The 14,407-nt window shown below is 75.1% G+C and carries 5 protein-coding genes; all 5 read left to right on the top strand.

Annotated elements, in window-relative coordinates; all coding sequences use genetic code 11:
* Positions 1-657 precede the first annotated feature (657 nt).
* The 5 genes from ACFYXM_RS32755 to ACFYXM_RS32735 are packed head-to-tail and all read left to right on the top strand — an operon-like array spanning position 658 to position 14,390.
* Positions 658-3,339, top strand: coding sequence for a DUF6603 domain-containing protein (locus ACFYXM_RS32755; RefSeq protein WP_389294912.1), 2,682 nt, complete (start codon positions 658-660; stop codon positions 3,337-3,339).
* On the top strand, positions 3,336-6,875 hold the full coding sequence (locus ACFYXM_RS32750; protein ID WP_389294911.1) for a hypothetical protein: 3,540 nt from the start codon (positions 3,336-3,338) through the stop codon (positions 6,873-6,875). The genes ACFYXM_RS32755 and ACFYXM_RS32750 overlap by 4 nt, the downstream gene beginning before the upstream one ends.
* The gene (locus ACFYXM_RS32745) at positions 6,872-11,710 is read left to right on the top strand and encodes a hypothetical protein (RefSeq protein ID WP_389294909.1); all 4,839 of its coding nucleotides are present in this window, start codon (positions 6,872-6,874) and stop codon (positions 11,708-11,710) included. Before ACFYXM_RS32750 ends, ACFYXM_RS32745 begins: the two co-directional genes overlap by 4 nt.
* Positions 11,710-13,440 carry a hypothetical protein gene (locus ACFYXM_RS32740; protein ID WP_389294907.1) on the top strand — a complete coding sequence of 577 codons (1,731 nt, stop codon included), beginning with the start codon at positions 11,710-11,712 and terminating at the stop codon, positions 13,438-13,440. The genes ACFYXM_RS32745 and ACFYXM_RS32740 overlap by 1 nt, the downstream gene beginning before the upstream one ends.
* Positions 13,437-14,390, top strand: coding sequence for a WD40 repeat domain-containing protein (locus ACFYXM_RS32735; RefSeq protein WP_389294905.1), 954 nt, complete (start codon positions 13,437-13,439; stop codon positions 14,388-14,390). The genes ACFYXM_RS32740 and ACFYXM_RS32735 overlap by 4 nt, the downstream gene beginning before the upstream one ends.
* The last annotated feature ends 17 nt before the right edge of the window (positions 14,391-14,407 follow it).

Here is a 14,407-nt window from a genome sequence, read left to right as displayed (position 1 = left end):
CGGGTTCGTCGCCCTTTTCGGTATCCGGAGCCGACTCGCCGGGAGAGGCGTTCACGTGGCCGGCGAAGCGCTTTCGGCGGCTGCTCGCGCGCGGCCGATCCGCTCGCCGAGGCCGTCGCCGTGATCCCGGACGCCTTCCCGCCCGGCCCGACCGGCGAGGACGGGCCGTCGACGCGGCCACCACACGTGCTCCTTACGGTGCCGCGCGGGCGGGTACACGGACCTGGATTCGCCGGCCGCTGCCGAGCACCACCCGGCCCCGGTGCGCTTTCCGGGGATCCCGTCGGCCCGACAGCGCGCCGCACCCGCCCGGAGCGAGGCGGGGCGAGGCCCGATCGGGGTTGCGCCTCGACCACCCGGAGGAGCGCCGCGCCTGACCACCCGGAGAAGCGAGCAGGGAGAGGCGGACGCCATCGCCTTCGTCGGGGCGGGCGACCGGCTCGTCGTGGCCCTGTCGCCCTGCCGGTCGGGTGAATTGCACACCGGGCCGGTTCCACCTCGCGGTTCACGGCCGTGCCGGGCTCCCCGGACGGCGCTAACGTCGAGGCGTTCCCGATCCCCATCCGTCGCGGCGGCCGCACCCCCGGCCCGGGCGGAGAACGGCGACGACCAGATGAACGTCACCCTCGTCCCCACGCTCATCGTCACGGCCCGCGGATGACGACCCCGCTGCCGCAGCTGGCGGCCCAGCTCCGGGCCGGGCTCGATCCGCTCCTCCCCGTCCTCGCGGGTCTGCCCGACGACACCACCCGCAGGCAACGTCTCGCGCAGGCGCTCGGCCTTCCCGACGGCGCCCTGACCCCGGACGCGCTGCTCGTACGGTTCGCCCTGCCGGACGCCGCGTCCCACGGGGACGTGTGGCCGGTGCTCGTCGAGCTGTTACGGACAGCGGTCGCGCAGTCGCCGCCCACGTGGCAACTGGTCATCCAGGATGTCCTCACCCTGGGTCCCGGTCCGGTGCCGACGCCGACCATCACGACCCTCCCCCCGACGCTCGGCCTCTCGTTCGACCTGACCGGCGCGCTGACCCTCGTACCCGGTCTGGCCGTGCGCGACGGGATCAGACTCGTGCTCTCCCTGCCCTCCGCCACGCCCGACGACTGCTCGCTCACCTTCCGGGCCGACGGCATCGGCCTGGCGCTCACCGGCGACGCGCTGCTCGGCCTCCTCGTCCCCGGTGGCCTCGCCCTCCAGGGCAGCCTCGGGGTCCGGCTCGACAAGAACGGGATGCGGCTCGAAGGCGGCGCCGCCGGCAAGGGCGTCGCGATTCCGTTGAACAAGGCGCCGTCCGTCCTGCGCGCGCCCGCGTTGTACGTGTCCGCCCGGGACGGCGGGCTCCGGCTCGACGCGTCGTTCGGCGCCTCGCTGCTCGGCCTCGGCAACGCGACCGTCGACGGCGTCGGCCTCGACATCAGCCTGAGCGGCGGGGGATTCACGGCGACCCCCGTCGCGCCGACGGGCTTCGGGCTCACGCTCGATGTCGGCCCGGCCAAGGGCGGCGGGTTCCTCGCCGTGCACGACGGCCGGTACGAGGGCGCGCTCTCGCTCAGCCTGGGCGTCGTCGAGGTGCGGGCCTTCGGGATCCTGGACACCCGGCCGGTGTCGGTCCTCGTCGTGCTGAGCGCCCTGTTCACCCCGCCCATCGAGCTCGGCCTCGCCGTCACCCTCAACGCCGTCGGCGGGCTCCTCGGCATCGGCCGCACACTGGACCAGGCCGGCCTCGCCCAGGCCGTCCAGGCCGGTCATGTCGACGACCTGCTGTTCCCCGCGGACCCCGCGGCCGCGGCGCCGCGCATCCTGACCACCCTGGGCGCGGTCTTCCCCGTCCGCCCCGGCAGCACGGTCGTCGGCCCGATGTTCCGGATCGGCTGGGGCCGCCCGGTCTCGTTCGTCACCGCCGACATCGGGGTGGTGCTCGAACTGCCCAGCGGCGTGGTGGGCATCATCGGCCGGCTCCGGGTCGCCCTGCCCGCTCCCCAGGTACCGGTCCTCGACCTGCGGGCCTCGGTCGCGGGCGTCGTAGACGCCGCGAACGGCCTCATCGAGATCATCGCCGACCTGGCCGGCTCCCGGCTCCTCACCGCCTCCGTCGAGGGCGGTCTCGCGCTGCGCGTCAAGAGCGGGCAGGACGCGACCTTCATCCTCAGCGCCGGCGGCTTCCACCCCCGCTTCACCCCGCCCGCCGGCTTCCCGACCCCGAAGCGCCTGACCATCGCGATCGCGAACAGCCCCCTGCTGCGGGTCGTCTTCTCCGGCTACTTCGCCGTCACCCCGGGCACCGTTCAGGCGGGCGCGGAGCTGTCCGCCGTCATCGGCTCCCGCAGCACCGGTGTCACCGGACGGCTGTCCTTCGACGCGCTGGTGCGCTGGGAGCCCAGCTTCGGCGTCCAGCTCGACCTGGGCGGCTCCTTCGAACTGCGCTTCGCCTCCCGGACCCTGTGCTCGGTCGGACTGCGCGTCCACGTCGACGGACCGACGCCGTGCTGGCACGTCGCCGGCCGGGCCAGTGTGTCCCTGCTCTTCTTCGACGTCAGCTTCCCCTTCGACGAGCGCTGGGACTGCACCGGCGAGACCGCCCTCCCGCCGCCCCCGGACGTCTGCCGGCTCCTGGAGCAGGCGCTGGACGACCCGCGCAGCTGGGATCCGGTCCTGCCGGACGGGACGCGCACGATGGTGTCGCTGCGCGCCGACGACGAGGCCGACGGGCGGCTGCTGCATCCGCTCGGCCGGCTCCGGTTCAGCCAGCGCACGGTCCCGCTGGGCATCGAGGTGGCCCGGTACGGGCCGGGCAGGCTGCCCCAGCCGACCACGTTCGGCGTGGCCGTGACGTTCGCCGGCGGGGCGGGCACCGCGCAGCCGGTCGAGGAGGACTTCGCGCGCGCGGACTTCTTCGACCTCACCGACGACGAGAAGCTCACCCAGCCGGCCTTCGAACAGCTCTGCTCGGGCAGCGAACTGACCCCGCCCGCCCCCGCGGTGACCCCTCCCCGGTACTCCGTGCCGGTGGAGTACGAGACCAAGTGGCTCGGCGGCCCGGTCAGCATCCCCAAACCCCCGTGGCGGATCAGCGACGCGGCCTTCACCGCGGCGCTCCCCTTCGGGGCCGTGGGCCGCAGCCTCGTGCACGCGCTGGCCGGCCGGTATGTCGCGCCGCCCATCACGACACCGGACAAACCGGTCCTCAAGGACCGCTCGTACGCGATCGTCCAGGCCGGCACCCTCAAGGACGCCGGGTTCCCGCGGAAGTCCACCTTCACCGAAGCCACCGCCCAGCTGGGGACCGTGTCGGGCCGGTCCGCGCTGCACCAGGTCGTGCCCGCATACGAGGTGAGGCCATGACCACGTACACCTTCGCGTCCTGGGACCGGGCCGGCGCCGCCGCCTCCCTGGCCGACCCCGACGACCTGGTCCGCACCACGCCGGTACGCGGCTCGCTGGCGGCCACCGCCTCGGTGAACGGCAGGCCCGGGCGACCGGTGCCGGTCCCGGCGCTGCAGCTGTACGGGCCCGGCGACGTACGGGCGATCGACCCCAAGGAGATCGTGCGGCTCTTTCCGTTGCCGGGCACACCGGACGCGGAGACCACCCGCTTTCCGATGGTGGAGTTCGAACGGACCGAACTGCCCTGGCTGTTCACCCCGCTGGCGCAAGGCCCCACCGGGGCCCTGCGCCCCTGGCTCGCACTGGTCTGCGTGCCGCAGTCGAAGGGCCGGCCCCGGCGCAGCCCCGGCGTCCCGCTGCCCGTCCTGCGCGTCGAGGGCAGTGAACTGCCCGACCCGGCGACCCTCCACCTCTGGGCGCACGCCCAGACGCTGCCGGGCCACGAGACCGACCCTCGGCGGTCCGTGTCCCGGCTGCTCACCCCGCGCCGCCTGCTGCCGTACACCAGCTACACCGCCTGTCTCGTCCCCGCCTTCGAGGCCGGGCGGCTGACCGGGCTCGGGCAGCCCCTGGACGGCGCGGGTCTGGCACCCGCCTGGGGCCCCGGGACGGAGACGCGCGATCTGCCGGTCTACTTCTCCTGGACGTTCGCCACCGCCGAGGGCGGCGACTTCGAGACGCTGGCCGACCGGCTGCGAGCCCGCCCGCTGCCCGCGCACGCGGGCCGCAGACCGCTCGACATCAGCCGCCCGGGACTCTTCGCGACCGGCCCCGGGCCGGTCGTCCAGGAGGTGGAGAGCGCCCTGCGCGCCCCCGCCGGCCCGGCCCCGGACCCCTGGCCCGTCGGCCCGCAGAGCACGCAGTGGCGGCAGCGGCTCGCCGACGCGCTCGTGCCGATCGCGGACGGCACGGGCGACGAGGACCCCGAGGTCCTGCCCCCGCTGTACGGAGGCTTCCACGCGCTGCGCAAGCGGGCCGACCCCACGTCGCAGGGCTGGCTCGACACCCTCAACCTCGACCCGCGGTGTCGGGTCGCTGCCGGGCTCGGCGCCCGCGCCGTCCAGGCCGACCAGGAAGCCCTCATGGCCTCGGCGTGGCGGCAGCTCGCCGACGTCCGGGCCGCGAACCGGGTGATCGACCTGGGCCGGTTCGCCCGGCTGATCGCCGGCCGGCTGCACCTGAAGCACGTCAGACCGCTCTCCGCCGACGAGGTGCTGCGCCTGGTCACCCCGCTGCAGAGCCGGCTCCCGCTGACCGCGGACACCACCCTGTGGTCGTCGATCCGGTCGAGCCTGCTCCCCAACGCCATGGCCACCACCTCCTTCTTCCGCACGGTGCGCCCGATGGGGGTGCTCAGCCGGCGAGTGGCGCTCACCGCGGGGCTCGCGGCCGGACGGGCGGTGGACGCCTCGCAGCCGCCGCCGTTCGCCACCGTGCTGACCTCGGTCGCCGCGTCCCCCAGCGGACTTGCCGTCACCCCCCGCGACCCGGACGGCGCGGTGGGCTTCACCGTGGCGCCCGAGCAGGTCGTGGCCCCCGAGCGGCTGGACGCCGTACGGAAGGTCTTCGCGCCCGCGGACGGGGCGCCGGACGCCTGGAAGCAGATCGCCACCGACGCGGCCGGGCGTTTCCTGAAACGGCAGGTGACCACCGAGCAGCTCGCCGCCACGCCGCCGGTGCCCGCCGTCGCGCTCAACCGCGCGTTCCGCATCCCGGACCTGCCCGAGGCCGAGGCCCCCGCGGACTTCCTGGCCCGGAGCACGGTGACCCCCGAGGGCGACCTGGTCTTCCCCAGCGGCCGGACCGGCCCGGCCGGTCTCGGCCTGTTCACCGAGCGGCCGGACCCGGGCACGACGCCGGGGAGCTTCACAGGCCAGTGGATCGGGCCGTGGGACTCGGTGGCCCACGGGGGCACCGCGGGCTACTGGAAGGGCTCCTGCCACGGCAACTGGGACATGGGGGCCGGCCGTTCGGGCAGCTGGAAGGGCGACTTCGCGGGCACCTGGAGCATCCAGCCCGGTGCGGACGGCGGCGACCCCACCTGGCTCGCGCTCTACACCGGGACGTGGGAGTCCGATGCGGAGAGCGGAACCTGGCGCGGCGTGTGCACCGGCACGTGGAGCGGGAGCAACAACACCTCCGACGGCGTCTTCACCGGGACCTGGCGGTCCACCGCCCGCCACGGCACGTTCCGGGGCGACTGCCCGGGCACCTGGGACTGGGACCCGAACGGCGCCACCGGCCAGTGGTGGGCGGACTGCTTCGGCACCCTCCAGGTGACCGGCGACGGCCCGGGAGGGGAACAGGATCCCTGGGACACCTCCGTCATCAAGGGCCTCGTCGACCAGTGGGGCGAATCCGGGAAGCTCGGCCTCGGCGTCTTCACCGACCCGGGCGTCCTCGCCGGGCAGCAGGACCAACTGCCCGTCCCCGTCGTGGTCGGCGCCCAGCCCGAGGACCTGAGGGACATGGTCGTCTCGGCGCACGACCGGGTGCTCAAGCCCTCGGACGCGCCACCGGTCCCGCACCGGGACACCTTCCCCGCCCAGCAGACCCAGCAGACGATCGTGGACCTCACGGACCCCGCCGTCACCGTGCCCGCGGTCGTGGGCGCGCGCGTGGACCGGCCGGACGGCGGAGACCCGGAGACCCCGGTGCAGTGGGCGCCGGTCTTCACCGACGCCATGTGGCCCCCGCTGTCGGCCCGGTCCACCGAGTGGATGTTCGGCGGGCTGGACCACCTCCCGGCGGACACGGCGGTCCTCGCGCTCACCAACGCCCCCTTCGTCGCGGCGTACATGGTCGGCCTCAACCACGAGTTCGCCCGCGAGCTGCGCTGGCGCGAGTACCCGACCGACCAGCGCGGCACGTACTTCGCCTCGTTCTGGGGGTACGGAACGGATCTGCCGCCGCTGCACACCTGGCAGCCCGACCTGCCGCTGGGGGCACATCTGACCGCCCCGCCCGACCGCGTCGTGCTGCTTCTGCGCAGCGCGCTGCTGCGCCGCTACCCCGGGGCGATCATCTACGCGGCGCCGCTGAACGGCACCGACCCCGACGAGGACCACGCCCGCCATCCGATCTTCCGCGGCGGTCTGGACCCCGACACGGCCATGCTGGGCTTCGACCTCACCGAGGCCGAACTCGAGGCGTCCCCGTGGTGCTTCGTGATCGCCGAACAGCCGACCGAGCCCCGGTTCGGGCTCGACGATCCCGATCCCGCCTACGGCTGGGGCAGCACGTACCAGGCGCCGGACACCCCGGGCGACGAGGCCGACGACTGGAACAACCTCAGCTGGACCCACCTCTTCGACTCGGAGGCGGCGTACCTGGCCGCCGCCTACGCCCCGGGCACCGTGCGTCCCAACGTCGCCTACAACGGTCTCGTGTGGGGAACCAGCGCCGCGGGGACCGCCCGACAGTGCTTCCAGCAGCCCGTCAGGATCGTGCTGCCCGCCGAGCGACTGCTGCATCCCGAGGAGAACGACCGATGACAGAACTCGGCGCGCTGCGCCGGGCCGTGGCCGAGGCCGAGGAGCACCGTGCGCTGCTCGGCGCCCACGCCACCGCCGACGACCGCCGGGCCGCCTACACCCGGCTGGAGAAGGCCCGGCGGGCCCTGGACGCGGAGGTACGTGCCTTCGCCGGGAAGGGCTTCGCCCCGCTCCTCGCCGGGCTCGACCCCGACGTGCCGCTCGTGCTCATGCCCGTACGACTGGAGACGAGGCTGCGGCTCGGTGGCGGTGGGACGGACCTGCCTGCGGCGCACGGGCCGGAAGCCGCCGACCGCAAGGCGTACGACCACAAGGCCCACCACCATGGGACGCACGGGCAGGGGGCGCACCGGCAGAGCGCGGACGGGACGGCGACGGACGGGACAGCGGGGGACACGCTGCTCGTCCGCATCTTCCCCGACGACATCCACGTCGACTCCCATGAACCCCTGCCGACCGACGGCGAGGTCCAGGAGGGCCGCCGCTACTGGCGGACCGTGTGGCGGGCCGGCCGCACGGAGAACGCGGACGGCGACCGTGCCAGGCTGCGGCTCGCCGCCTGGGGGCAGCTGGCCGGGATGCTCGGCGCCGAGCGGGCCCGGTGGCTGGTCCGGCTGCTCACCCCGCTGTCGGACACCCGGCCGCAGGCACCGGTGCCCGGCACCGACCCGGTGCCGGAGCCGGACTGGCCGGCCGTACCGGTGCGCGCGCGGGGCTGGAACCGGGCGGCGACCGCCTCGACCCTGCCGGACCAGTTCGTCGTACGGGCCTACCAGGGCGACGTACTGGTCGGCGAGGAGCAGGGCAAACCGGTCCCGGACGTGGTGCAGATGGGCCCCGACCCGGACGCCGTGCCCCCGTCGAGCGGGCTGCCCCTCGACCCGGGGCTGCGCTGGCTGACGGAGTACACCGAGGCGGAGGCCAACGGGCTCGCCGTCACCGTGCCGCTGCGCGCCGACCTGGGATACGACCGGACCCGGGAGCCCCTGCTCACCCGCGTGGTCGTGTTCGGCGTGTCCGCCACCCTCACCCCCGAGGCGTCCGCCGACCGGCTCGCCCAACTGCTGGCCGGGCGCGACGGCGACGGCCAGGCCGCCTTCGTACCGCAGGGCACGGCCACCAACCTCCTCGCCGGCGACGCGGGCGCGCCGCCCGCGCCGCCCGACGTCGACCGGCTGCTCGGCGCCACCCCTGCCGCCGCGCCCGACCCCTGGGCCAACAGCGCCCGGACCGCCGCCGCGCTCGGCGTGCCGGCCGGCCCCCTCGCCGCGCTGCCCGGCGCCGACGAACCGGAACAGGCCGACGCGCGTGCCCTGCAGATCGCCCTGTGGAGCGCCACCGGCGACTTCTACCTCGACGAACTCCTGGAGAGCGACCAGGGAACCACGGAACTCCCCGTCGACCGGAGCTGGCTGCGCCGCCACCACATCGAGCACGTCCGGGCCCGCGGCCCGCTGCCGGTGCTGCGGATCGGCAGACAGCCGTACGGCCTGCTGCCGGTCACGGCCACCGCGCGGTGGCAGGCGGACGAGTTCGAGCCGTCGGGCCTCGCGGGACTGCACCGCGTGCTCGGCGTGCTGCGCCCGTTCTGGGAGGTGGGGGTCGACACCCTGCCCCGGGTCGGCGGCCCCGATCAGCCCGAGGAGACCCTCCAGCTCCCCAAGCCCGAGCGCGACGTCCTGCGCGCCCTGGGCATGGCCCCGGTGTCGCAGACCGTGTCGGTCCGGTCCGTCCAGGGCGGGCTGCTCGCCTGCTTCAAGGACATCGGACTCGGCCTGGCCGGCCTCAACTTCACCACCACCGGCTTCTGCATGGGCGACACCCCGGAGGACGTGCAGTCCAGGGCCCTCGACGAGGCCCTGGGCATCACCTACCGGCCGCGGATCAGCCATCACGTCAACGGCGCGGCAACCCGGCTCTGGCTGCCCTACGTCCGGCCGAACCCGCCCGAGGGCCAGGACCCGGTCACGGTGCTCGCGGACTTCCTGAACGGCGTCGTCACCCGCTTCGACACTCTCAAGCTGGTCGTCGGCAACCAGGAGGCGGGCACCCTCCTGGAGGCGCTGCTGAAGCACACCGCCAACCTGGAGTACGGACGGGCCGCCGCCGGGGTCAAGGACCCGGAGGAGGTCCAGGCCCGGCTGCGCTTCGCCCAGGTGCTGTTCAATCCCGATAAGCTGCTGCCCACGATCACCGCTTCCGGTCTGAAGGCGAAGCCCTTCACCCTCGGCACGATCATGCAGCTGCCCGCGCCCGCGCCCGCGCCCACGACCGTGGCGCCGCACGCCACGCCGCCCGCGCCCGCACACCCCGCACACACGGTCAGGCCCGCGACCGACGCGGGACAGCCCACCGCCCCGGCGCCGACGATCTTCCAGAGCATCCTCGACGCCCGCACGGCCATGGCCGGCCAAGTCCTCGAGGCGGCGACGCAGAACCGGGGCGTGCTCACCCTGCTCGGTACCGAGCGGCCCTGGAGCATCCGGCTCTCGGAGATCGACGCGGCCCTGCAGTACCTCGCCGGGCGGGTGACGCACGACTGGGCCCCTCGGGGGGACGCCTTCGGTCCCCTGGAGCGGCTGCTGGGCGAGTGCCTCGATCTGGTCTCCCACCGGCTCGACGCCTGGATTGGTTCCCTGGCCACCGCCCGGCTCACCGCGCTGCGTGCACGCCGCCCGACCGGGGTGCAACTGGGCGCCTACGGCTGGGTGGAGAACCTCTCGCCGCGCACCGCCCCGCTCAGCCAGGGCTGGGTGCTCGCACCGTCGCTCCCGCAGGCCGCCACTGCCGCCGTCCTGCGCAGCGGCGCCCTCTCACACCCCACCGACCCCGGCGCCTTCGCGGTCGACCTCTCGTCCCGACGGATGCGGGTGGCCATGACCGTCCTCGACGGCGTCGCCCAGGGACAGCCGTTCGGGGCGCTGCTCGGCTACCGGCTGGAGCGACGGCTGCACGAGGAGGGCGAGGCGCCCGGCTCGACGCTGGTCCTCGACCGGTTCGTCGCCCCGCTGCGCGCCAAATGGTCGGTGCAGGGCGTGCAGCACCCGGGCACGGGGGCCCAGGAGTTCATCGGCGCCCACGACGTCACGGACGGCGCGCGGCTCGCCGATGTGTCCGAGGACGAGGTCATCGCGTATCTGCGGGCGAACTCGGGCGACCCGCAGATGACCGGCCCGGAGGAACAGGCCGTCCGGCGGAACCTCGCGGCCCTGCGCGACGACCTCGATGCCGTCGGGGACCTGCTGCTCGCCGAGAGCGTCCACCAGCTGACCCAGGGCAACCCGGACCGGGCCGGCGCCACCCTGGAGTCGCTGGCCGCCGGCGGACAGCCGCCGCCGCGGCCCCAGGTGCTCGACACACCGCGCCGGGGCGTCCCGGTGGCCCACCGCGTCCTGGTCGTCGTGCCGAAGGGGACGCCGCGTGCGGCGGGCTGGGACAGCACACCGCAGACCGACCGGCCACGGGCGCAGGCCGAGCCGAGGCTCGACACCTGGGCCGGGCACCAGCTGGGCACCACCGACCGGATCAGACTCCGGGCCGCCTGGCTGCGCCCCGGCCAGGAGGACGCGCCGGGGGTGGCCACCGTCACCGAGCACGCCTGGCCGCTCACCGGGTTCTGCGCGCTCGACGTGGTGGCGCTCGCCGCCGGGGGTCGGCTGCGGGCCGCGCTCACCACCGCGCTCCTCCCGCAACGGCCGCCGAACGTGCCCGCCGACGCCCTCCCCGTAGTGCGCACGGACCGGGGCGCGGGCTGGTCGCGGACGACCCTGGACATCCTCCAGGTGGAAGCGCTCGGCACGGCGGTCGCCGGGGTGCTCGCGGCCGGCCGGCCCGGCACCGCGGCCGACCTGGCCCACGCGTACACCGCCCCGCCGGACGCGGCGGACCCGGAGCTGCACGCCCGGGCGGAGCAGGCCCGCGCCGGCCTCCAAGCCGCCGTGACCGCGCAGGACCTGGACGAGCTCGCCGCGTTCGGGGTGACCGGGCCGCCGGCCGGAACCACGGAGGAGCGGGCCGACCAACTGGCCGCCGCGCTGCGCGAGGCCCGGACGCGGCTGGCCGCGGCGGACGCGGCGGCGACGCCCGCCGGGCCGCGGGCCGACAGCGCGGTCCTGGAGGCGGTCCTCGGATCCGGTTTCCGGGCCGTGAGCCTGGTGACGCCGGCCGACCCGGCGACGCTCGACGCCTCATTCGGCACCGGACTCGACCGCGGCGGCGATCCCACGCTCGTGCCGGGCGACTGGGCGGAGCTGATGGGCACGGTCCGTGCGGGCACCGGCGCCCTCGCCGATCTGCTGCTGCACACCGGGGCCGCGGCGACCGGCATCGGCCACACCCTGCGCATCGGCCAGATGCCCTTCGCGCCGAACGACCGCTGGGTGGGCGCCCCGCGCACCCCCGCCGACGAGGAGAAACCGGCCACCGGTCTGGTGGTGCACGGTCCTGCCCAGTCGCTCGCCTCGGGCAGCGCCGCCGTCCTCGTCGTCGACGCCTGGTCGGACCTGATCCCCGCTCAGCAGCACACGGCGGGCGCCACCTTCCACTTCGACGCGCCCGGCGCGCGCGCCCCGCAGGCCGTGCTCCTGGCCGTGCCGCCAGTGGTCGGACAGCCCTGGACCCCGGACGCGCTCGCCGACACCGTCGGCGAGGCGCTCGACCTGGCGAAGCTGCGCCTGGTCGACCTGGACGCGCTGGGCTGGCTGGGACGCTACCTGCCCGCCGCCTATCTGCCCGAGTCGGCGATGGGGACGGCGCCCAGCGTGCACATGAAGGACCTGATGATGCGACCGGATCTGGCCACGGTCATGGCGCAGCTGATCAAGAAGGAGTCCTGATGACGTTCGACGTCATGGCCTTCGGCCAGTTCCACCGCGTGGAACCGGTGGTCCGGCCGAGCGGCACCGGGGGCCAGCTCGACGAGGCGCTCGCCGCCCGGGTCGCCGACCCGCTCTTCCTGCTCGCCCGGCAGTGGCAGCTGGCGGAGTTCGCAGGCGAGGACACCGGTTCGCCCGTCCGGTGCCGGATCAGCACCGAGAGCACCCCGCTCGACGCGTTCCGCGCGGGCGGCGACGCGCCGGGCTTCAGCCTGCCGAAGGGCATGCCGCTGGAGTACCTGGCGGAGGCCGGGGCGGCACCGGGCGAGGCCCTCCAGGGGCTGCCGCTGCGCGCCGCCGCCCGGGCCGGCCGGCGCTTCCTCGACACGCTGCGCACCCAGAGCCTCCCGGACACCGTCCTGGACCAGATCGACGCGGCGGTGCTCGCCAAGGCGCCGCTGCCCGGGCCGCCCGCGAACCCGGACGACGATCCACTGCGGCGCGACCCGGGCGGGCAGGCCCTGCGCGACGTGCTCGCCGAGCGGGCGCCCGACGGCGTCGCGCTCGCCGGGTACCTGGACGGCGGCTGGCACCCGCCGGGGCTCACCGGCGCCCAGCGGACCGCCTTCGACCAGGCGGCACAGCTGTGGCGGGACTGGTTCCGGGCCCGTCACCAGCCGCCGGTGGCGTCGAGCTGGGTACGGGAACGGCTGGAGCACCGCTTCGCGGTCACGGCGGCGCCGGGCGGGCGTCCGGTCACGCTGACGGCGCCCGAGTACCCCGGCGGGACCGCCGACCCGTACCAGTTCGACCTCGACACCGGTACGACTCCGCTGCCCGCCCCGGCCGGCGGCACGCCCGCGGAGGTGCTGCCCACCCGGGTCACGTACCCGGGCATGCCGGCCGAGCGCTGGTGGGAGTTCGAGGACACGACGGTCAATCTGCCCGCCATCGGGGCGGGCGTGCCGGACCTGGCCCGGCTGCTGGTCGTCGAGTTCGCGAACATCTACGGCAACGACCACTGGATGATCCCGGTGGAGCTGGCGACGAGCGCGCTGCACCGGATCGCCGGGCTCACGGTCGTCGACACCTTCGAGGACGAGACGGCCGTCGACCCCGTCGAGGACGGCCACTGGTCGGTGTTCCGGCTGACGAACGCCCAGGACGGCACGCCCGGACCGCCGTTGCTTCCGCTGCTGCCGACCGCCTCGGCGCGCCTGGAGGGCACCCCCGTGGAGGAGGTGCTGTTCGCCCGCGACGAGATGGCCAACCTGGGGTTCGCGATCGAGCGGACGGTGCAGAGCGCCACCGGTCGGCCGCGGGCGCGCGGCGACGAACCACCCGACGACGATCCGCAGGTGTCGCCGACCGACCCGACGGCGCTCGCCTACCGGCTGGTCACGGCGGTCCCGGCGTACTGGATCCCGCTGGTGCCGGTGCCGCTGGCGACGGCCTCCGCGGCGGTGTGCCTGCGACGCGGACAGATCCCCCGGTTCGGTCCGGACGGCACCCGGCTGCCGCAGCTCAAGGCGGCCGGCCGGATCCTGGAGCCGGAGGCGAAACGCGTGTTCTTCCGCGACGAGGAGGTCCCGCGCTCGGGAGTGACGGCCGGCCGGGTGCCGGTGGTGGCGCGCGGCGAGGACGGCCGGACCTACCCGTGGGTGGGCCGCCGGGTGAGGGCCGGCCGGGGCGAGGCGTCCAGCGCACTCGCGTTCGACGGCGCCGTACCGCCCGGGGGGACGTCGGGATGAAGGCGAACATGTACGCGATGGCGATGGCCGTGACCTCCGACGCGGTGGAGATCGTCGCGACGGACTCCACCGGACGCCTGTTCCGCTGGGACAGGGTGCGCGAAACCCTCCTGGCCGGTCCGGTGCCCCTGGTGCCGCACACGATCTGGAGCATGGTGCTGACGCCCGACGACCGGGAGGTCGTCACCGCGTCCAGCGACGGCACGGTGGGCCGCTGGGACCGGCCGACCGGCCTCTCCGTGGCCGCGCCGATCGCCGCCCACGAGGGCCCGGTCCTCGCCCTGGCCCGTACCCGCGACGGCAACGAGATCGTCTCCGCCTCCCAGGACGGCACGGTCCGCCGCTGGGAACGGTCCACCGGAGCGCCGCTCGGCGAGCCGCTGCGCGGACACACCGGCACGGTGCAGGCGGTCGCCGTCACCCCCGACGACGAAGAGATCGTCTCGGGCGGGGTGGACGGCACCGTACGCCGCTGGGACCGGACGTCCGGCACACCGATCGGCGGGCCGCTGCTCGGCCACAGCGGTCCCGTCCAGGCCTTCTCGGCGGGCTCCGCCGGGCGGCGGTTCGCCTCCGGCGGCATCGACGGCACGGTGCGCCGCTGGGACCGCGACACCGGGCGGCAGGCCGGCGGCCCGCTGGTGACGGGCTCACCGGTGCGGTCGCTCGTGCTGACCGGGGACGGCGAGGTCATCGCCGGCTGCGCCGATGGCACCCTGCACCGATGGGACGCGAACGGACAACTCGTCGGAGCGGTCCTCCAGGCCCATGGCGACGTCATCTGGGCCATGGCGACGACGCCGGACGAGTCCGAGCTGATCACGGCAGGCTGGGACACGATCATCCTGCGATGGGAGCGGATCACGGGGGTGCCGCTCCGGCCGGCGCGGACGGAGACCCGGATCGAGTCCGTGCCGCGCATGGAGCTCCAAGGCAGTACGCCCTTCTGACCCCTCTCCTCTGCTTC

The sequence above is a fragment of the Streptomyces sp. NPDC002476 genome, assembly GCF_042889785.1.
Lineage (GTDB): Bacteria > Actinomycetota > Actinomycetes > Streptomycetales > Streptomycetaceae > Streptomyces.
The sequence above is the reverse complement of the archived record's forward strand: the minus strand, read 5'-3'. Positions and strand labels throughout refer to the sequence as shown.

What these genes read in the sequence shown, in the direction of transcription:
- ACFYXM_RS32755 (WP_389294912.1), top strand. Translation starts at nt 658, where the DNA reads ATGACGACCCCGCTGCCGCAGCTGGCGGCCCAGCTCCGGGCCGGGCTC.
- ACFYXM_RS32750 (WP_389294911.1), top strand. Translation starts at nt 3,336, where the DNA reads ATGACCACGTACACCTTCGCGTCCTGGGACCGGGCCGGCGCCGCCGCC.
- ACFYXM_RS32745 (WP_389294909.1), top strand. Translation starts at nt 6,872, where the DNA reads ATGACAGAACTCGGCGCGCTGCGCCGGGCCGTGGCCGAGGCCGAGGAG.
- ACFYXM_RS32740 (WP_389294907.1), top strand. Translation starts at nt 11,710, where the DNA reads ATGACGTTCGACGTCATGGCCTTCGGCCAGTTCCACCGCGTGGAACCG.
- ACFYXM_RS32735 (WP_389294905.1), top strand. Translation starts at nt 13,437, where the DNA reads ATGAAGGCGAACATGTACGCGATGGCGATGGCCGTGACCTCCGACGCG.